This window comes from Frankia torreyi, from assembly GCF_000948395.1.
GTDB lineage: Bacteria > Actinomycetota > Actinomycetes > Frankiales > Frankiaceae > Frankia > Frankia torreyi.
Genome location: NZ_JYFN01000004.1, coordinates 189,165 through 208,018, shown reverse-complemented (window position 1 = coordinate 208,018; position 18,854 = coordinate 189,165). Strand labels below are relative to the sequence as shown.

Annotated in this window: 16 protein-coding genes and 1 tRNA gene; 3 read left to right on the top strand and 14 right to left on the bottom strand. The window is 72.4% G+C overall.

Features of this window, described 5'->3' with window-relative positions:
• The first annotated feature begins 722 nt into the window (after positions 1-722).
• On the top strand, positions 723-1,238 hold the full coding sequence (locus FF36_RS04390; RefSeq protein WP_082121672.1) for a phosphatase domain-containing protein: 516 nt from the start codon (positions 723-725) through the stop codon (positions 1,236-1,238).
• Positions 1,239-1,609: 371 nt separating this feature from the next.
• Here FF36_RS04390 and FF36_RS04385 read toward each other — a convergent pair whose 3' ends face one another.
• From FF36_RS04385 to FF36_RS04330, 12 genes are all read right to left on the bottom strand, one after another.
• On the bottom strand, positions 1,610-2,149 hold the full coding sequence (locus FF36_RS04385; RefSeq protein WP_044883700.1) for a MerR family transcriptional regulator: 540 nt from the start codon (positions 2,147-2,149) through the stop codon (positions 1,610-1,612).
• A gap of 884 nt (positions 2,150-3,033) precedes the next feature.
• Complete coding sequence (locus tag FF36_RS04380) at positions 3,034-3,519, bottom strand: bifunctional nuclease family protein (RefSeq protein WP_009739504.1); 486 nt, start codon at positions 3,517-3,519, stop codon at positions 3,034-3,036.
• 158 nt (positions 3,520-3,677) lie between these two features.
• Positions 3,678-4,451 carry a transcriptional regulator FtsR gene (gene ftsR, locus FF36_RS04375; protein WP_044883654.1) on the bottom strand — a complete coding sequence of 258 codons (774 nt, stop codon included), beginning with the start codon at positions 4,449-4,451 and terminating at the stop codon, positions 3,678-3,680.
• 16 nt (positions 4,452-4,467) lie between these two features.
• Positions 4,468-5,013, bottom strand: a complete 546-nt coding sequence (locus FF36_RS04370) for an FHA domain-containing protein (RefSeq protein ID WP_009739506.1) — start codon at positions 5,011-5,013, stop codon at positions 4,468-4,470.
• A gap of 294 nt (positions 5,014-5,307) precedes the next feature.
• The gene (gcvH, locus tag FF36_RS04365; RefSeq protein ID WP_044883653.1) at positions 5,308-5,688 is read right to left on the bottom strand and encodes a glycine cleavage system protein GcvH; all 381 of its coding nucleotides are present in this window, start codon (positions 5,686-5,688) and stop codon (positions 5,308-5,310) included.
• Between the two features lie 96 nt (positions 5,689-5,784).
• Positions 5,785-6,921 carry a DUF881 domain-containing protein gene (locus tag FF36_RS37080; RefSeq protein ID WP_242418194.1) on the bottom strand — a complete coding sequence of 379 codons (1,137 nt, stop codon included), beginning with the start codon at positions 6,919-6,921 and terminating at the stop codon, positions 5,785-5,787.
• A gap of 2 nt (positions 6,922-6,923) precedes the next feature.
• The gene (locus FF36_RS04355; RefSeq protein WP_044883652.1) at positions 6,924-7,256 is read right to left on the bottom strand and encodes a DUF1290 domain-containing protein; all 333 of its coding nucleotides are present in this window, start codon (positions 7,254-7,256) and stop codon (positions 6,924-6,926) included.
• A complete protein-coding gene (locus FF36_RS04350; RefSeq protein WP_242422284.1) occupies positions 7,253-8,056 on the bottom strand; it encodes a DUF881 domain-containing protein in 804 nt (267 codons plus the stop codon). Before FF36_RS04350 ends, FF36_RS04355 begins: the two co-directional genes overlap by 4 nt.
• Before the next feature lie 597 nt (positions 8,057-8,653).
• Positions 8,654-11,140, bottom strand: a complete 2,487-nt coding sequence (locus tag FF36_RS04345) for a mannose-1-phosphate guanyltransferase (RefSeq protein ID WP_044883651.1) — start codon at positions 11,138-11,140, stop codon at positions 8,654-8,656.
• Between the two features lie 18 nt (positions 11,141-11,158).
• Positions 11,159-11,848 carry a cardiolipin synthase ClsA gene (gene clsA, locus FF36_RS04340; protein ID WP_044883650.1) on the bottom strand — a complete coding sequence of 230 codons (690 nt, stop codon included), beginning with the start codon at positions 11,846-11,848 and terminating at the stop codon, positions 11,159-11,161.
• 231 nt (positions 11,849-12,079) lie between these two features.
• Positions 12,080-13,168: an NlpC/P60 family protein gene (locus FF36_RS04335; RefSeq protein WP_044883649.1), complete on the bottom strand. Its 1,089-nt coding sequence runs from the start codon at positions 13,166-13,168 to the stop codon at positions 12,080-12,082.
• Between the two features lie 766 nt (positions 13,169-13,934).
• On the bottom strand, positions 13,935-14,921 hold the full coding sequence (locus FF36_RS04330) for a class F sortase (protein WP_052680942.1): 987 nt from the start codon (positions 14,919-14,921) through the stop codon (positions 13,935-13,937).
• 340 nt (positions 14,922-15,261) lie between these two features.
• Here FF36_RS04330 and FF36_RS04325 point away from each other — a divergent pair, with 340 nt between their 5' ends.
• Both FF36_RS04325 and FF36_RS04320 read left to right on the top strand, forming a co-directional pair.
• On the top strand, positions 15,262-15,939 hold the full coding sequence (locus tag FF36_RS04325; RefSeq protein ID WP_044883648.1) for a hypothetical protein: 678 nt from the start codon (positions 15,262-15,264) through the stop codon (positions 15,937-15,939).
• Positions 15,940-16,108: 169 nt separating this feature from the next.
• Positions 16,109-16,182: transfer RNA gene (locus FF36_RS04320), tRNA-Pro, on the top strand.
• A 346-nt stretch (positions 16,183-16,528) separates the two neighbouring features.
• Here FF36_RS04320 and pyrF read toward each other — a convergent pair.
• Both pyrF and FF36_RS04310 read right to left on the bottom strand, forming a co-directional pair.
• On the bottom strand, positions 16,529-17,425 hold the full coding sequence (gene pyrF, locus FF36_RS04315; protein ID WP_044883696.1) for an orotidine-5'-phosphate decarboxylase: 897 nt from the start codon (positions 17,423-17,425) through the stop codon (positions 16,529-16,531).
• Between the two features lie 609 nt (positions 17,426-18,034).
• A complete protein-coding gene (locus tag FF36_RS04310) occupies positions 18,035-18,853 on the bottom strand; it encodes an ABC transporter ATP-binding protein (protein ID WP_236705569.1) in 819 nt (272 codons plus the stop codon).
• Position 18,854: the final 1 nt, after the last annotated feature.

Here is an 18,854-nt window from a genome sequence, read left to right as displayed (position 1 = left end):
GGCACCGCACCGGGCGACCGCCGCCGCGTCGGGCACCCGGCGACGAAATTCCCCCGACGACCATGACACGTCCGAGGGAGCAAACATCCCAGAACCCGCCGACCGACCGAACCGGTGTACCCACCGGAGGGCCGCACGGGCGACGCCGTCACCGAGTGACATCGGATGCTGACCTTGGCCACGCTAACGACGGCCCGGCGCCGACGTGGCCGTTCGGACCCGGATCACACCCGCCGCCACCGCACGGACGACGCCGGGACCACCCCCGACAGCCTGCGCGGATCCGGCCGGCCGGCGGTCCACGCGCCGCGGCATGTGGGCCACCCGACACCGCGTCGAGGCGTCGAACCGGTTTCGGCGATCCATGACCATGACAGGGCCGCCGGGGCCCATGACGAGTGGGGCCCATGAGGGGATGGCGCCCACGACAGGATGACGCCCACGACGGGGTGAAAGGTGCGATGTTCGAGGCGATCCGGCAGGCAGTGCACGACCGGGACCGATATGCGGCACCGAGCGCGTGTTCAATGGCCGGGCGAGGGCAGCGTTCCCGGCGCGTCGTCGATGAGCCGGCCGGTGGGGGCGCGCAGCGTCGATGGCCACGCGGGAAGGGGATCCAGGTGACGGACGCGGCTGAAGCGGCGGGTATCGCCGGCACGGCCGACCGGACCGGCGGCACGGTGGGCGGCTCGCCGCCCGGCAGCCCGGCCGATCCCGCCGCGATGAGCGCCGGGGGTCGGGGGGGGCCGATGGTGCCGGAACAGCGGCCGCTCGCTGTCATCGACGTGGACGGGGTGGTGGCCGACGTCCGTCACCGGCTGCGGTTCCTGCGGGCCAGACCGGGCGACTGGGAGGCGTTCTTCGCCGCAGCGCCGGCGGACCCGCCGTTGGCCGAGGGGGTGGAGCTGGTCCACCGGCTCGCCCGCGACCACGAGGTGGTGTGGCTGACCGGCCGGCCCGAACGGTCGCGGGCGGCGACCTGGCGCTGGTTGGGCGAGCAGGGCCTGCCCCTGGGGGAGCTGCGGATGCGCCCCGACGACGACCGCCGCCCGGCCCGGGTGTTCAAGCGCGCCGAGCTGCGCCAGCTCGGCGCGCGACGGCAGGTCGCCGTCGTGGTCGACGACGACCCCGCCGTGGTGGACCTGCTGCGCGCCGACGGCTGGCCGGTGCTGCGGGCCGAGTGGCTCGCCTACGAGGCCACCCTGGGCAACGCCCAGGAGTCCGAGGGTCGCACCTGAACCTCGCGCCTGAACCTCAGGCCGCGGGCTCGCGCCCGACGTCGACCCTGAGCACCCGGGCTCGGCCCCTGCCAGACTCCGGCCAAGAAGCGGCGCCCCGGCCGGCCCTCGATGGCAATCCGCTAAGAACCCGCCGAAATACCGACAGAATCGGCGGCCCGGAAATCCCGGAAGCCATTCATCCAGGAAAACACGAATTCGGGCAGTGATCCGGGCCCGGAATCCTGCGGAGAACCGAGTCGCGGCGTTCCGGGGCGCTCTGCGGACCTGCGCGGCTCAGGCAGACCTGCGCGGCTCAGGCAGACCTGCGCGGCTCAGGCAGACCTGCGCGGCTCAGGCAGACCTGCGCGGCTCAGGCAGACCTGCGCGGCTCAGGCGCTGCTGCGCCGGGTGCGGCGGCTGGCGAGCTCGTCGCCCGGGTGGGTGGCGGGCGGCTGGCCGGGGCGCTCGCAGGGCAGCTCGGCGAGCTGGCCGCGCATGTCGCGCAGGGCCCGGCCGACCGCGATCGCGAACACCCCCTGGCCGCCGCGGACCAGATCGATCACCTGGTCGTCCGAGGTGCACTCATAGACGGTCGAGCCGTCGCTGATCAGGGTGAGCTGGGCCAGGTCGTCCACTCCCCGAGTGCGCAGGTGCTCCACGGCGACCCGGATGTTCTGCAGCGAGACGCCCGCTTCCAGCAGCTTGCGGACGACCCGTAGGACGAGGACGTCCCGGAAGGAGTACAGCCGCTGGCTGCCCGAACCGGACGCGCCGCGGACGCTGGGGACGACCAGGCCGGTCCGCGCCCAGTAATCGAGCTGGCGGTAGGTGATGCCCGCCGCGGCACATGCTGTCGGCCCGCGGTATCCGACGTCGTCCCCAGGAGCTTCGGGGATCTCGTCCGGAAAGAGCTGGCCCTGTTCGATCATCGTCGTACGCACTTCGCCGCCATGCCAGCCCCATCCTCCGGATCGATCCGGGTCGGTCCCGGCGGCCGGTCACCCGGTCCCGCCATCCCGGACACCCAGCCCGGTCGAGTCACTTCCACGGCCACGTCCGGATCGTCCCGACCGGACGCCACCGGACGCCACCGGCCTTCGCCCGCACACCGCCGGCCCGCGACCGCCGGCCCGTGGCTGCCGGCCGGCAGGGTCACGCCGACACCGGCAGGTCCACCGGTCGGTGCTGTCCGACCGGCACGAGACGCGCGCAGCCTACGCGCCCTGACCACCCGCGACGCGGGTCCACAGGTCCGGGCACGGCCCGCCGCCACCACCTCCCCGGCAAGGGTCAGAGCCGGAGCACGTTCGTCCGCTGACGCGTCCGCCACGGGCACGGGCGGCCACGAGCTCCGGGATCGGGTTCCTCCGACCGTAGGAGTGACGCGCGGTTCCTTCAATGATCTAAGCCGGCGTGTCTGTAGTCCAGCGGACATGGCCGGCCAGATCGGACAAAAAGGAATCGCATCGGAGCGGTCATGGCGGGACTCGTCCCACGGCGGGCCCGTCCGCCCTGAGAAGAGAGCCGCCGAAGCCCGCCAGGCCAGGGAAAGGGGCCCGCCGGCCGGGCCGGGCCGGACCACACCCGCTCCTGGGCGTGTGGGCCCGCGAACGGGGTGCGATGGGCCCGCGAACGGGGTGCGGCGCGCGCCCCCATCCCCACGACGGGGCACCCGGTTCGGGCCACGCGGGCCGCCGTGAACTCGCCGAAAGAGCAGGTAAAGGGCGTGCGGCCGAGCGGGCACCGCCGAGGACGACCGGTCGCGCGCCGACGCCGCCCCGCGACGGCTGGTCGCCGCGGGGCGGAGGCAGGCTCAGGAGCCGGGAGTGTTGAAGTCCTCGGGAGAGATCGTGTCCAGGAACTCCCGGAACTTCTCCAGCTCGCTCTCCTGTTCCTGCTCCTGCTCCTCGGGGACCGTGATCCCGGCCTCCGCCAGGACGGCCTCGACGCCGTAGACCGGCGCCCCCATCCGCATCGCCAGTGCGATCGCATCGGACGGACGGGCGGAGACCTCCACCCCGTTGCCGAACACGAGGGTGGCGAAGAAGACGCCGTCCTGCAGGTCCGTGATCGTCACCCGGGTCAGGTCCGTCTGCAGCGCCCGCAGCACGTCCCGCATCAGGTCATGGGTCATGGGTCGAGCCGTCGTGATGCCCTCCTGGGCGAAGGCGATCGCGGTCGCCTCGACGGCGCCGATCCAGATGGGCAGATACCGCTCACCGCCCACCTCCTTGAGCAGGACGATCGGCTGCTTCGACGGAAGCTCGACTCGCACGCCGACGATGTCCAGCCGATGCACCGATCTACCTCCTCGCGCAGGTGGGGCAGGGCGGGATGTTGTGACCGGAGCCAGAAAACCCCACAGGGGAGACAGTATCCCCGCATCCGCCCGGCGTCAGCGCGCCCACCGGTTCCGCTGCCCGGCAGGGCACTTCCGCCTCGGCCTCGACCACCCGGTCAGCTCGACCGACCGGCCGCCAGCCGGGACCGCAGCAGGGCCGCATGCAGCCGGACCAGCAAGGCCGCCAGCTCATCGGCGGTCTCCGCCTGCCGCCCGGCGTTGTCCGAGCCGCGCTGGCCCCGCAACGGGGCGGTGGCGGCCTCGATGAGACCAGCCTCACGATCGGCGACCGTTCGGGCGGCCCGCAGATGCCTGGCCTGGACGCCGTGCCCGGCGAGCAGCGCGACCGTGCGCGCGACGAGCAGGGCGTCGGAGTCGTAGTACCCGCCGCCCGCGATCGGGGCGACCAGGCCGTGCCGCTCCAGGTCCGCCAGTTCCTCCTCGTCGAGCCCCACGGCCGCCAGGAGCTCCCGGCGGGACATCCTGACCCTTTCCACCCCCAGGATGGCGTCCAGGCCGGTAGGAGCCGGATGCGGGGGCACCGCGCGGGGACCGGGTCGGTGTACCGGCGTCTCCTCGCGGTCGAGGGAGGCCAGCTCCTCCTTGATCACGCGAAGCGGGAGGAACCGCTCCCGCTGCGCGTGCAGGACGTAACGGAGCCGGGCCACGTCGTCGGCCGAGTACTTGCGGTAGTTCGCGCTCGTGCGAGCCGGCTCGACGAGTCCCTCCGCCTCCAGATAGCGGATCTTCGACAGCGTGATGTCGGCGAAGTCGGCCCGCAGCCGCTCCAGGACCTGGCCGATGTTGAGCACCTTCGCGCCCGAACCGGCCCGGTCCCGACCGGGCCCGTTCGGGCGCGGGGCCGGCGACGCCGCAGCGAAGCCGCTCACCGTGGGTCCCTCCCGCTCACCGCGCCGCTGACCCCCCGTAGCTCGCCCCGGTCAGGAACACCAGTCGGAACTTCCCGATCTGCACCTCGTCGCCGCTGGTCAGCTCGGCGGAGTCGATGCGCTCCCGGTTGAGGTACGTGCCGTTGAGGCTGCCGACGTCACGCACCGAGAAGCCCTTGGTGTAAGGCGAGCGGTGGAACTCCGCGTGCCGGCGCGAGACGGTGACGTCGTCGAGGAAGATGTCGCTTTCGGGATGGCGCCCGACGGTGGTCATGTCGGCGTCCAGCAGGAACCGGCTGCCGGCGTTCGGCCCGCGCTTGACGACCAGCAGCGCCGAACCCGGCGGCAGCGCGTCGACGGCGGCGACGGCGTCGCGCTCCGTCGACTCGTCGACGTGATCGCCCTCGATTCCGGAGAGCGCGGCGGCCAGATTCAACGTCGATGTCTGTTCGGCGGGCCGCTCCGGCGCCACGGGCTCACCCGGACGTACCAGAGGGGACCCGCACCGCGCGCAATACAGCGCGTCGGACGGGTTCTGCTGTCCGCACCTCGTGCAGAACACAGTCGCGTCCGCTTCCTGCCGGGACCCCGCGCGAGCGAGGTTCGCCAGCCGCCTCGGCCGCCGCCGGACAGGCGGCGGGAACGTCTCTACCAGCACTTGCGATGGTGGTAGCCAGACGTCCTCAGCCCACCCCCACCACCGGGATGATCACATGCCGACGGCTGGGCCGTCCACGACCGTGCCCCGGTGCACCCCGAGGCTAGTGCATCGGGGGCACGCTCGTGAAAAGGGTGCGACCCGTGTTGTTCGGCGTGGCGTCACCCACCGCCCGCCATCGGGACACAGCCAGTACCGTCAGTACTCCTTCACGTGCTCTGCGTACTCGCCGGCGTCCAGTAGGCCCTCGATGGAGTCCGTGTCCGTGAACGTGAACTCGACCAGCCAGCCATCCCCGTACGGATCAGAGTTGATCAGCTCGGGTGCGCTCACCAACGCCTCATTACAGGCGGTGATCTCACCGGCGGCCGGGGCGTAGATCTCCGAGACGCTCTTGGTCGACTCGACCTCGCCGAAGGGCTCCCCCGCCGCGGTGGTGGTGCCGACCTCGGGCAGCGTCACGAACACGATGTCGCCCAGCGCCTCCTGCGCGTAGGACGTGATGCCCACCCGGGCCGTGCTCCCGGTGAGCCGGATCCACTCGTGCTCACGGGTGTACTTCAGGTCGTCCGGGTACACCGGAGATCGCCTCCCCTTGATCCGCATCGCTCCGACCAGCGCCGGCGGGAGCCGTCGTTCCAACCCCGTCGCCAGGCAACCCGCGCGGCGGCGGAGCTATCCGGCCGGGCGAGCGTAGCGGGGGCTGGGAGCGGGTCGCAGCGCACGGATCTCGAGATGCCCGAGGGTCCGGACGCTGGCCTGCGCCCCGTCCCGCGCCGCTACCGTATCGAGCACCCCACCCGGGATCCGCAGCGCCTGGTCGAGGGTGTGGGCATCACCGACCACCCGAAGGACGTAGGGCGCAGCGACCGACCTCCCGTCCACGATCAGCCCGTGCCCCGGCTCGTCGGCGACGTAGGTCGACACGACCGCCCGCACGCCGGCGATCTCGATGGCCTCCGCGCCCGCGTCGCGCAGTTCCTGCAGCGCGTCGACGAGCACCGAGGCGTCGACCGCCCGGTGCGGGTCCCGGATGGTCAGCTCCAGCCCGGGCCCGTCGACCGGCACCGTCCCGGCGAGGATCGCCAGCTCGTCGGCCCGGGCGCGCTCGGCGTCCGCCCCGCCGCCCGACTCGGCGCCCCGCCCGCCGGCCGGCCCCGACGCCCCGCCCGGTGCCGGCGACGCCCCCGGCGATCCCGCCCCGGCTGTCCCGGCCGCCTCTCGGCGCAGGCGCCCCTCCTGCGACGCGAGCGCCCGGTTCTCGGCACCGATCGCGCCGAGGCTGGCAGCGAGCTCGTCCGGGCGGGCCGTGGCCAGGGAGAACGACGGGTCCGCCGAACGCGCCGCGACGACCCCGCCGAATCCGAGCGCGGCCAGCAGGACGAGGGTCACCGCCCGGCTCAGCCGCATCCTCGGCGGCCCCGATCCCGCCCCGGGCTGCGCGGGAGTCGTCGCCCCGGCCACGTCGCCGGTGCCTGGCTCACCCGCAACGGCCTGCGCGGCTCGGGCGACCGCACCGCCGACGGCTGGCTCCCCGTCACCCTCGACCTGCTGGACGCCATCCCCCCCGTCCTCAGCGGATTGCGGATGAGCGGGCTCCGGAACAGCGGGCTCCGCTACGGCGGCCTCCGGGACGGCGGGCTCCGGGACGGCGGGCTCCGGGGGGACGAGGGGCTCCGGGACGGCGGGTTGTGGGACGTCCGGCTCGCCAGCCGTCGACGGCGCCGGGTCCGTGCCAGCGCCGGCAACCGGCTCGGCCGGGGATTCGCCGGCGGGCTCGGGCCGGGAGGGCCGCGCCGCGCTCGCCGTCATCGTCAGAGCCTGATCAGCGCGCGGCGCAGGACCGTCGCGGTCGTGAAGATCCGGATGCCCAGCACGACGACGACCGCCGTCGACAGCGCACCGCCGAGGCCGATCAGGTCGCCGAGCAGCACGAGCAGGACGGCGATCACCACGTTGGAGGCGAACGAGACGATGAACTCACGGTCGTCGAACGTCCGCTCGACGAGCGACCGCGCGGCGCCGAGGGCAGCGTCGACCGCCGCCACGACCGCGACCGGCAGGTAGGGGTCCAACCAGTCCGGAGCGCTCGGTCCCAGCAGCAGTCCGGCCACCACACCCAGCACGAGGGCCAGCAGGGGAATCATGATCCGCTCCGTCGGGCATGACGCAGCACCGGTGACGGCGCCGCGGGCAGGGTCAGGGACGCGGCGATGGACGCCGTCAGTGAGGTCACGGGGGAACCGGGACGGTGGCGCAGCCGGTCGACCACCGCCGACTGTTCCACCCGCCGCACCAGCCGAAGCGGATCACCGACAGCCTCGACCGAGTACGGCGCAAGCACGGGAACGAAATTGATCAGCACGATGTCCCCCGCCGCCCGGATCGCACTGAGCGCCGTCAGCCGCACCCCGTTGATCGCGATCGCCTCGGCCCCGGAGATCCACAGCACGTTCACCAGGTCGGCGAGGTCGTGATCCTGGATGCGCCCCGGGGCGGGTGCGCCCGAGGCGGCCGTCGGCCCGGTCTGGTGCGGGCGGGGGGTACCGGACGCCGACACCCGGGGATCCGCGGCGCCGGAGCCGCCGGCCAGCCGGTCGTTGACGATGATCCGCACGCCGGGGCCCGTCACCGCGGCCGAACCCGTCATGGGACCGAGCGCCGCGACGTCCGCGACGGCGCGAGCCTGGTCGCGCTGGGCGCGGCGGCGCTGTTCGCGGGTCACCGCGAGCTGCGACCGCAGCCGCCCGACCCGGTCCTCGGTGCCCGTCAGGGCCGTGGAGCGCTCGCCGACCTGCGCGCGCAGGATCACCGCGAGCCGGTCTCGGGCGTCGGCGGTCACTGCGGCACGCCGCGCCCCGAGCGCGATCACACCACCGAGCACGGCCAACACCAGGGCCAGGGCCAGGGCTCGCCGCCACCCCCAGCACCCCGCCACCCGGCGCACGCGAGCCGACACGTCGCGAGCCGGCACGTCGCGAGCCGGCACGTCGGTGGATCGCGGGAGTGGGCGATCGAGGAGTGCGGCGAGCTCGGCGGGCAGGGGCTCCAGTGCTCCGGGCAGGCCTCGGGCTGCGGACGTCCCGGGTCGGCCGGCGGGGCAATTCGCCCCTCGCCATGGCCATCCGGTCCGATCCCGCACATTCGGCATTCTGACCGACCGGGAGCTCACCGCCGCCGACCGCGGTGCCACCGCGCGCGCCGTGGCCGGCCGAGAAACCCGTCGACTCGCCGAGTCAGCCTCCAGTAACGGATCGATTACGCAGACGTGCCGAGGGCTGTGTACGATTTTCCAGCCGAAAACCGCGCACAGCCCTCGGCACCATTGCGTCGAATTACCCTGGGCAAGGGTACAGCAGCGCACCGTGCATGGCGGACGGGTGGGATGAGGCGCCGCCGGCACGCAGACGCGGACGGCCCGCGTGGGACGGCCGCGGGAGGCGGCCGCGTGGGAGTCGCGGGGATGGCGGGCACGGGACGACCCGCGGGAGGCGGCCGGTGTGGGAGCCGCGGGAGGCGGCCGGTGTGGAGCCGCGGGGCGGTTCTACGGTGCCTCGACCACTTCGGCCCAGTGGCGCAGGAGCTGGTGGGCCTCGTTCAGGTCGGCCCCCTCGGCCCACAGGTGCGTGACGGCCTCGCTGGGATCGGGCAGCACCAGCACCCAGGAGCCGTCGGGGGAGACGATGCGCACCCCGTCGGTGGTGTCGAGGGTCTGGTCGGCGTCCGGATCGACGGACTCCACGATGCGGCGCATGACCGTGCCCTTCGCCGCCCACGGGGTGGGCACGGAGCGGCGCAGGATGGCGATGGACGGGATCCGGGCGTCGATGGCGGACAGCGTCAGCCGGGTCCGCGCGACGAGGGTCAGCAGCTTCACGAACGCCGCGAGCCCGTCAATGGCGGGGGCGAACTCGCCGACGACGAAGCCGCCCCGGCCGTCGGCGGCAAAGACGACGCCCTCCTCGCGGGCGACGCGGGTCAGCGCCGCCGCCGACAGGGAGGTCCGGCGCACGGTCAGCCCGTGGAAGTGGGTCACCTGGTCGGCCACCCGGGTGGTGGTGACCGGCAGGGCGACCTCGGCGCCCCGGTTCTCGGCGGCCACGAGGTCGAGGAAGACCAGCAGCGCCCGGTCGTCGTCGATGAGGTCGCCGCGCTCGTCGACGATGGCGATGCGCTCGCCGACGTGGTCGAAGCGCACCCCGAAGGCCGCGCCGGAGCTGGCGACCAGGGCGCCGAGCCGGTCGGTCGCCCGCAGGTCGTCGGCGGCGCTGTGGGCCGGGATGATCTCGTCGACCCGCCCGTTGACGGTCAGCACGTCGACGCCGAGCCGGCCGAGCAGGGTGGGCAGCACGAGCGAGGCGGAGCCGCCGGAGGGATCAACGACGATCTTCAGGTCCGCCTCGGCGAGGCCGGCGGTGTCGACCCGGTCGAGCAGGTCCTGGATGTAGAGGTCCAGGGTGCGGGCGGGGAAGCGCAGGTCGCCGATCTCGCCGGGGAAGGCGCGGCGGAAGTCCTGCCGGGAGAAGACCCGGTCGAGCTTGCGCTGGGCGGCCGGGGACAGGTCGTCGCCGTCGGCGTCGAGGAAGAGGATGTCGATGCGTTCCGGGTCGCCGGGGGCGGTGCGCACCATGATCCCGCCGGCCGCGTTGGAGGAACGGACGTCGAACCGGGTGACCGGCATCGGCGACACCTCGAGGTCGCGGATGTTGATGGCCCCGGCGGTCAGCGCGCTGATGACGGCCCGCTTGAGGGCGCGGGCGGCCCGGGAACCGTCGCGCGCCGTGGTGACGGTGGCACCCTTCTTCAGGGTGGTGGCGTAGGCGCCGGCGATGCGGACGACGAGCTCGGGGGTGATCTCGGCGTTGATCAGCCCGGACACGCCGCGCGGGCCGAACAGGGAGCGCTGGCCGCGGGACTCCCAGATGACCGAGGTGTTGACGACCGCGCCGGCCTCGATCGTCTTGAACGGGTAGATCTTCACGTCGTGGGAGACGAACGCCTCCTCCCGCACGACGCACTCGTCGCCGATGACGGCGCCCTCCTCGATCCGGGCCGCCCGCAGCACGTCGGTGCTCTTGCCGATGACGCAGCCGCGCAGGTTGGTCTGCGGGCCGATCAGCGCGTTGTCCTGGACGATCGCCCGGTGCAGGAAGGCACCGCTCTTGACCAGGACGTTGCTGCCGAGCACGGTGAACTCCCGCAGCTCGGCGCCGGCCTCCACCTTGCTGTAGTCGCCGACGACGAGCGGGCCCTTGAGGATGGCGTCGGGATGGACCTCGGCGTCCTCGCCGACCCACACGCCGGGCGAGACCTCGAACCCGTCGATCTCCACGTCGACCTGCCGGTTGAGCACGTCGGCCTGGGCGCGCAGAAAGCTCGCGATGGTGCCGACGTCCTCCCAGTAGCCGGCCGCGACGTAGCCGAACACCGGCGCGCCGGCCTCGACGAGGCGGGGGAAGACGTCGCCGGACCAGTCGACCGCCTCGCCGGGCGGCACGTGCGCGAGGACCTCGGGTTCCATCACGTAGATCCCGGTGTTGACCGTGTCGGAGAAGACCTGCCCCCAGGTCGGCTTCTCCAGGAAACGCTGGATGCGCCCGTCCTCGCCGGTGATGACGATGCCGAACTCCAGCGGGTCGGGCACCGACTTGAGCGCCACGGTGACCAGGGCGCCCTGGCGACGGTGGAAGGCGACGAGGTCGGTGAGGTCGATGTCGGTCAGCGCGTCCCCGCTGATGACGAGGAACGCCTCGTCACGCAGGGCGTCCTCGGCGTTCTTCACGCTGCCGGCGGTGCCCAGCGGGGTCGTCTCCGTCGCGTACGACAGGTGCATGCCGAGCTCGTCGCCGGCGCCGAAGTAGGTGCGGATCATCGAGGCCAGGAACTGGACCGTCACGACCGTCTCATCGAAGCCGTGCCGCTTGAGCAGCCGCAGCACATGCTCCATGATCGGCCGGTTGACGACGGGCAGCAGCGGCTTGGGCAGGTTGGCGGTCAGGGGACGCAGCCGGGTGCCCTCGCCACCCGCCATGACGACGGCTCTCACCGCTTACCTCCCGCTCTCGCCGGCCCCGGGGTGGGCGCCGGTCGGGTCGTGGGCGCCGGTCGGGGGCTGGCCGCCGGTCCGGGTGTGGGCCCGGTAGCGCCGGGCGAGCTGGCCGGCCTGCACGAAGTAGAGCAGGCCGGACCACCAGTACAGGGCAGTACCCCAGATCGCGAACGCCCAGCCGAGCGGGCGGGCCGCGGTCGCCAGCCACGAGTCCCCGGCGGAGAGCAGCAACAACGGGAAGGCGTAGAGCAGGTTGAACGTCGCCGCCTTACCGAGGTAGTGCACGGGCAGGGCGACACCCACGCCGATGCGGCGCAGCAGCGGTGGCAGGGCGAGCAGCGCCACGTCCCGGGCCAGCAGCAGGACGGCGAGCCAGATCGGCACGATGTCGCGCACGGTCAGCGCGATGATCGTGGAGAGGATGTAGAGGCGGTCGGCGAGCGGGTCGAGCAGCACCCCGAGGCGGCTGGTCTGGTTGAGCGCGCGGGCGAGCTTGCCGTCGAGGTAGTCGCTGACCCCGGCGAACGCGAGGATCCCCAGCGCCGCGCCGTCCGCCTCCGGCCCGAGCACCAGCCAGAGAAACACCGGCACTCCGAGCAGCCGCAGCGCCGACAGCGCGTTGGGGATCGTCCACACCCGGTCCGGCGGCGCCGGCTCGGACGCCGTGGGCTGCGGGGTGGGCGCGGTCATGCGACGTCCCTCCTCCACCGGCGCTTCGACCGGCTCGGCGGCAGGTGCCGCGAGGTGCGGTGAGCGGCCGCCCACCGCGCCCGGTGCGCCCGCGGGTCCCGCCGCGGGCACGGCGCCGCCCGGGGCCGCCCGGTCGCGCGCGGGCGCCCGATCGGCAGTCCGGACAGGGCTGACGCTAGCGGATGGCCGTCGCCACCGGACCGTCGGACCCGGCGGCGCCGCCCGGCGCCGTCAGTGGATGCGGCCGACCTTGTAGGTGGAGCTGTAGATGGGACGCAGCGAGACGACGCCGCCGGTCTGCGGCGCGGCCCACATGTAGCCGTTCCCGGCGTAGATGCCGACATGGTAGATGTTGCCCGGGGTGCCGTAGAAGATCAGATCGCCGGGCTGCTTGCCGGACTGCGGCACCTTGGTCGAGACGTTGTACTGCCCCTGCGCGGTGCGCGGCAGGGACCGGCCGAGCTGCTTGAACACGTACTGGACCAGGCCCGAGCAGTCGAAGGAGTAGGGCCCCTCGGCGCCCCACACGTACGGCTTGCCCTTGTTCAGCGAGGCCAGGTAGACGGCCTTCTCGCCGATCGAGCTGCCCGGGATGACCGTGGGGATGGCCTGGTCGATGACCGACCCGGAGCCGGATCCACCGAGGCCGGCCGCGCCGCGCAACGGGCTGGTGATCGTCACGGTGGCGGCGCCGGCGAGAGAGGGCCGCAGCGCGTTCGATCCGTCGAAGACGGCGGTGATGGTCGTGGTGGACAGCAGCCGGGCGGTGATCTGGGCGGTCCCGTTGGCGTCGGTGTGCAGGCGCGTCGAAGTCTGCCACTGCGGCCCGTTCACGACCACGATGCGAACGTCCTGACCCGACAGGGGGGCGCCGCTGTCGGCCTCGGTGGCGCGCACCGTCAGCACGACGGGGGTGTTCGGCGCGACGGCCGACTTGTCCGCGGTGATGGAGACGTTGGTGAAGACCGGGTCGTGGTCGGCGATCGCGGTGGCCAGCGGCGCGAGGGTGCGCGCCCTGGTCAGGTCGCCGACGGCCCCGTGCCCGCCGACCATCGCGGCCTCGTGGATCGGCGTCGCGCCCGCGTCCAGGGAGGCCGCACCGTCGGTCCCGCCGGGCACGGTCGCGGCGAAGGCGGCCGTCGACGCGGCGAGCGTCCCGGTCGTGAACGCGGCGATGGTGGCGGCCCGCCGGGGCGGGGGGGTGGTACGGCGGCGGACCGCGCCGGAGCCTGAGGAGGTATGGGGCGCCGGCGGCCGCTGGCGGCTGCGGACGAACTGTTCCCAGTCCTCCGGCAGCCAGGCCATACCACGACGGGGCAAGGCGTGTCCTTCCCGTGCGCCTACGAGGTGAGCTGCCGGGATTCGGGCCGGGGAGCCCGGTGCCGGCCGCGCGGACCTATCGGCTCCACCCCTGGGAGCGGCGCCGCCTGCGGCAACCGCCTCCAGGACCATGGGTCCCCCGCGCCTGCCCCGACATACTCGGAGGGGTCGCCGAACCGGGGGCAGGACTAGGCGCATCGGTCCGACGGGTATCGCTGTTCGCATGGCACGTAACCAGCACCGCCTATTCCAGGCATCGATGAACGGCCGGAACAGAAGTGCTGTCGATGACCATAATGGACATACCAGCAGGGTCGGCAACCACCCTGAACCCAACGCTCGGACACGCCATCGGAAAGCGCCCGCCCCTCAGCAAGTCGTGCCCCCACGCTCACTTCTCGTGACGACGACCGGGTGGCGGCACCCCTCGACCCGCGCCTTCGTGACAGTCGGCTCGCCACACACAACCCTCCGCCTACCGTTCCGCGCCTCGAGTGACGCTGCGCAGGTGATCCAGCGAGCCACCCCGGGGCAGCCGGAATCGGGGTCCCCACCGGTTCCGCGAACCGCGGGAAAGGCGTCGTTCCGGGACCGGACGGGCGGCACGCCACCCCCTTGCCGGACGCCGTGCGCACAACGAAGGACGGACGTCGCCGCGCGCCGCGCGGCGCGCGGTGAAAAGCGGAACGGTCAGCCGCCGGATCGACCCGGGGGAATTCCCTGACCTACCCGCACAGCCACCACGGGGACGGCCGGCGCCGCCGGATCAGGGAATTCCCTGACCCACGCCCACACCCGCCGCGGGGACGGCCGGCGCCGCCGGGACCGCACCGCGGGTACCCGTCGGGACGGGTACCCCCGCCGCCGGCGGGGCGGCACCCGAACTCGCGCCCGGCGGCACCAACGTGCCAGCGCGCACCGTCGACGGGGGAACGGTCGAAGGGGGAACCGCGGCGGCGCGGGCGGGTGGAACGGCAGCCTGAGCAGGCGGGACGGCGGGCGCACCGGGAGCGGGACCGGCGAAGGTGTCCGCGTGCGCGTAGACCACGACGTTGTTGAGGTAGTGCTTGGTCTTGTGGTCGAAGGCGCCGCCGCAGGTGATCAGGCGCAGCTCCGGACGGGTTACCGGCCCGTAGACCCGCTGGCTCGGGAACGCCGCTTTCGACACGTCCTCCTTGCGGTCGACGATGAACGCCTGGGCGGCTCCGGTCCGCCCGGCGACCTCGATTCGGTCGCCGGGGACGAGCTGGGGCAGGCGGTAGAAGACCGCCGGCCCCGTGGTGGAGTCGTAGTGGCCGACGAGGACAGCCGGCCCGATGCCACCCGGCGCGGGACCGCGGTCGAACCAGCCGACGTCGCCCCACGCCTTCGGCACCGCGATCGAGCCGTCCGGGCTCAGACCGAGATGGGTGATCGGCGCGTCGATCCCGATCCGCCGGATACGCAGCCGGGCGGGATCGTTGATGACAATCACCGGCTGCTCGACCAGCACGGGCGGCAGGCCCGTCGTGGGGCCCGCGGGAGCCGGTGGGGGCGGCGGCGGGACGTCTGGCAGGTCGGCCACCACATCCGTCCCGGAACCGCCGCGGACGGCGTCGAGTGCCGGTTCCGCCAGGCGGAATCCGCTGCCGACAATGAGCACCAGGCCCACGAGGAGCAGCCCGCGCCACAGCAGGGGACGCCGCGCGGCGGCGGCGACGGGGACCGGTCCGATGGCAGGCTTCCGGTGGCCGTCGTTGGTCTCGCCTTCCACAGTCCCTCCCGCCCGGTCCGCGCGCCGCTGGCCGTCTACCGCTCGCGCCGCCGGTTCCGCCTGCACCCCGGCCACAACCCCTTCACTGACCGTTACTGTAGCGAGCAAGCCGACCACAATCGGTGATCCTGCATCGACAACCCGGAGGCCGGCCGCCGGCAGCGCCCGCCATCCCGGTCGAGGGCGGGACAGACCGTGAAATCCAGCCGGCCAGGCGGTTCTCGCGCCGGCCGGACCGGTCGCACCACGCCCGGCCCGCTTGACGCGCATCTCCACACGCAGTCGCTATGGTGTCACTCGCAGTGACATTTTGATCACCGTAAGTGAGAGAGGGGACCAGATGAAGAAGGGTATGGGCCGGAGCGCCGCCGTTCTCGCGATGTCGAGTGCAGCGAGCGTCGCCCTCACCTTCGGGCCCGGCCTGGCCGCCGCCCACGCCGTCGACGACAGGAACAACAACAACCGTTGCGACGACAAGAAGGACGACGGTTGGGACATCTTCGGCGACAAGGGCGGCAAGGACGGCAAGGACGGCCGCGACCACAAAGACGGCATCGACAACAAGGACGGCATCGACAACAAGGACGGCGGTAACAGGCTCGACGGCGACAGGCTGGGCCGCGCCGACAACCTCGACGGCAACCGGGACAACGGCAACCGGGACGGCCTGGACGACGGCAAGGACGGCCGGGACCAGGACAAGGACGGCCGGGACCAGGGCAAGGACGGCCGGGACGGCGACTGGTTCAACTGGGATGACAAGGACAAGGACAAGAACCGCGACTGCCCGGTCGGCGTCGGCGCCGGCGTCGTCGCCGGCGTGGGTGTCGGCGGTGTCGGCGGTGTCGGCGGCGCGGGTGTCGGCGGCGTCGGCGGCGGCCCGGGCGGTGTGGCCGCCGGTGGCGGCGGCATGGCCGACCGCGGATCCTCGCCCCTGCTCCCGCTGGCCGGTGCCACCGTCGGCGCCCTGCTGATCGGCGCGGGGGTGGCTCGGCGGCGCGCCCAGGGCGCGGCCTGACCCTTCCCTGTCGCGGCCGACAGCCGCACGGACACCCTCGTGGGTGACGGCCTCGGCCTGGTCCCACGCGGGGCCCGCACACGAGGGTCGGGGGTCGGGGGTCGGGTCGACGCTGACGCGGCCCCCGGTCACCACACCGGGTCGCCGATACGGTAATGTTGCCGTTGTACGGGACGTGGCGCAGCTTGGTAGCGCACCAGACTGGGGGTCTGGGGGTCGCAGGTTCAAATCCTGTCGTCCCGACACGGGTGAGGGGTGAGGTGTGTCTGCGGAGAGCGCAGACCGGGGCCTCACCCTTTATTCATTGCTCGGCTTCGCCTCGCGGGGCTAGGGGGAGCTTCGCTCCACCCTCGCGCTCCCCCTCCCCTGGCGGGATCGGCCGCAGACGATGGTCGGTGGCTTTGGGGGGCGCTCTGCTTCGGCTGATTCTCGGGCCGGCATGTGCGGCAGCCTCGGGGCCGCTCCGTCCCACGGCGACACAAGGCCGCTGAACATCGCCGAAAACGACAGCCCGACCCCCAGCCTGCCAGGCGTGGCACCCTCCTGTAGTCGTCCTGCGTACGACAGGTTTGCGATCAAAGTGGCTGTTTCAGGTGCGGAGTGCGTCGCGAAGGTGCGCCGCGAGGGTCTGGGCGCTGTGTCGCAGACGCGATGGGTCCGGCCCGACGGCGAGCAGCGACCGGGACGCGGAGGCGAGAACGCGATCGGGACAATCGGCGAAGCACGCCGCGACTGTCGCGGGTGTGGCGCCCTGGGCGCCGACTCCCGGTGCGAGGAACAACCCGTTCATCGCGCGGAGATCGAAGTCCGTCGGAGGTCCGTGCGTGGGGCCGAACACCGATCCGATCGGGCCGACGCGGCCAGGCGCGAGGCGGTTGTTCTCGGCGGCGATGTTGGCGACCAGGTGCTGTTCGACCGTCACGGTGTCCGCGTGGCGGGCGCTCTGGAGGGCGCGGCCCTCAGCGTTGGATGACCGGGTGACGACGAACACGCCGGCATCACTGGCCACGGCTCGATCCAGGATCGGTTGCATCGCCGCGAAACCGAGATATGGGGTGACGGTGATCGCATCCACCGGAATCCCCGCGTCAGGTCCAAGGTAGGCCTCGGCGTAGGCCTGACTGGTCGAACCGATATCTCCCCGTTTCGCGTCGAGGAGAACCAGCAGACCCGCGCCGCGGCACGACTCGACGAGGCGGGCCAGGCTACGAATTCCTCGCCAGCCATGCCGTTCGTAGAAGGCGGCCTGGGGCTTCACGACGCCCACCGCCCCCACCGAGGCATCGAGGACGATGTCGACGAAACGCTCCAGACCATCCGGAGTGTCCGGCAGACTCCACCCGGTCAACAGATCACCCGACGGGTCAAGCCCGAAGACGAGCGGTCCATACCTACCCACTGCCGTACGGACCCGATCAGCGAAAGGCGCACTGGACGACCCCGGCAGCCCGAACCCGACCGATCCCGCCTTGGACACCAACGACATGGGCACGATCGTGACCCATTCCGTCCGCACGCGCCAGAGCCGGTCCGCCGCCGTTGGGAGAAGCCCAAGCGGGTAGCCAAGCCGGCGGACAAGTGCGGGCGCCAGCGGAGCCCACGTCCAGGCCGGGCCGACGGGGCGGATGGGGCTGGACATGGGCGGACGGACCGGGCCGACCTTGCAAGGCGTTCACGGACGGCGGCGGACGAACGGTCCGGCTTTGGAGGAGAAGGCGGCCCCAGGACGGACTCTCGGCCTGCCGAGCTGGGACCAGACTGGGACCAGACTGGGACCGCACGCTCTACGCATCGGCTCACGAGGGGCTACATCACGCACGCCTGAGGGTGCACGTGCCCGCGCATATCGTGCAATACATCCGCAGACCGGGGCCTCACCCTTTATTCATTGCTCGGCTTCGCCTCGCGGGGCGAGGGGGAGCTTCGCTCCATCCTCGCGCTCCCCCTTCCCCGGGCGAGATCGGTGGGGACCCGTGGTCGGGGGCCTTCTGGTGGTCCTCGCTTCATCCCCACGGTCTCCCTCCCTGGCGGGATCGGTGGGGATAAGGACGGATGTGATCGAGTAGGTTCGGGACTTTTGGGATCTCTGCATCTGTTACTTGCGGGCCGCTGGGACTGGCGTGTGTCCGGGGTTGGGTTTCGGGACACACAGGGGGGTTCCCGTGACCGGGTCGTCGATGATCACCGACTGGATTCCGAAGACTTTCTGGACCACGTCGACTGTCACGATCTCCTGTGGCGGGCCGGCGGCGACGATCTGGCCTTCTCGCATGGCGATGAGGTGATGGGAGTAGCGGGCTGCTTGGTTCAGGTCGTGGAGGACCAGGATGACCGTCCGGTTCTGCCGGTCGTTGAGCTCGCGGAGCAGGCCGAGGACCTCGAGCTGGTGCGCGATGTCCAGGAATGTGGTCGGCTCGTCGAGCAGCAGGATCGAGGTGTCCTGCGCGAGCACGAGTGCGATCCATACCCGTTGGCGTTGGCCGCCGGAGAGCTCGTCCACCGGTCGGTCGCGTAGATCGGAGGTGCGGGTGAGTCTCAGCGCCTCCTCGACCGCCTGCTCGTCGGTGACGCTCCATTGCCGACGGAACGTCTGGTGGGGATACCGGCCTCGCGAGACGAGTTCTTCGACGGTGAGGCCTTCGGGAACCGTCGGGCCCTGCGGGAGCAGTCCGAGTCGCTTGGCGATCTCTTTGGAGCGCTGCGCGTGGATCGACTTCCCGTCGAGGAGAACGGTGCCGCTCAGGGGCATCAGCAGCCTGGCGAGTCCGCGGAGCAACGTCGACTTACCGCAACCGTTGGCGCCGACGATCGAGGTGATGAGTCCCGGGGGAAACGTGGTCTGGAGGTCCGTCACGACAGGTGAGCGGCCATACCCCAACGACACATGGTCGACGCCCAGTGCGTGCTCGTTCATC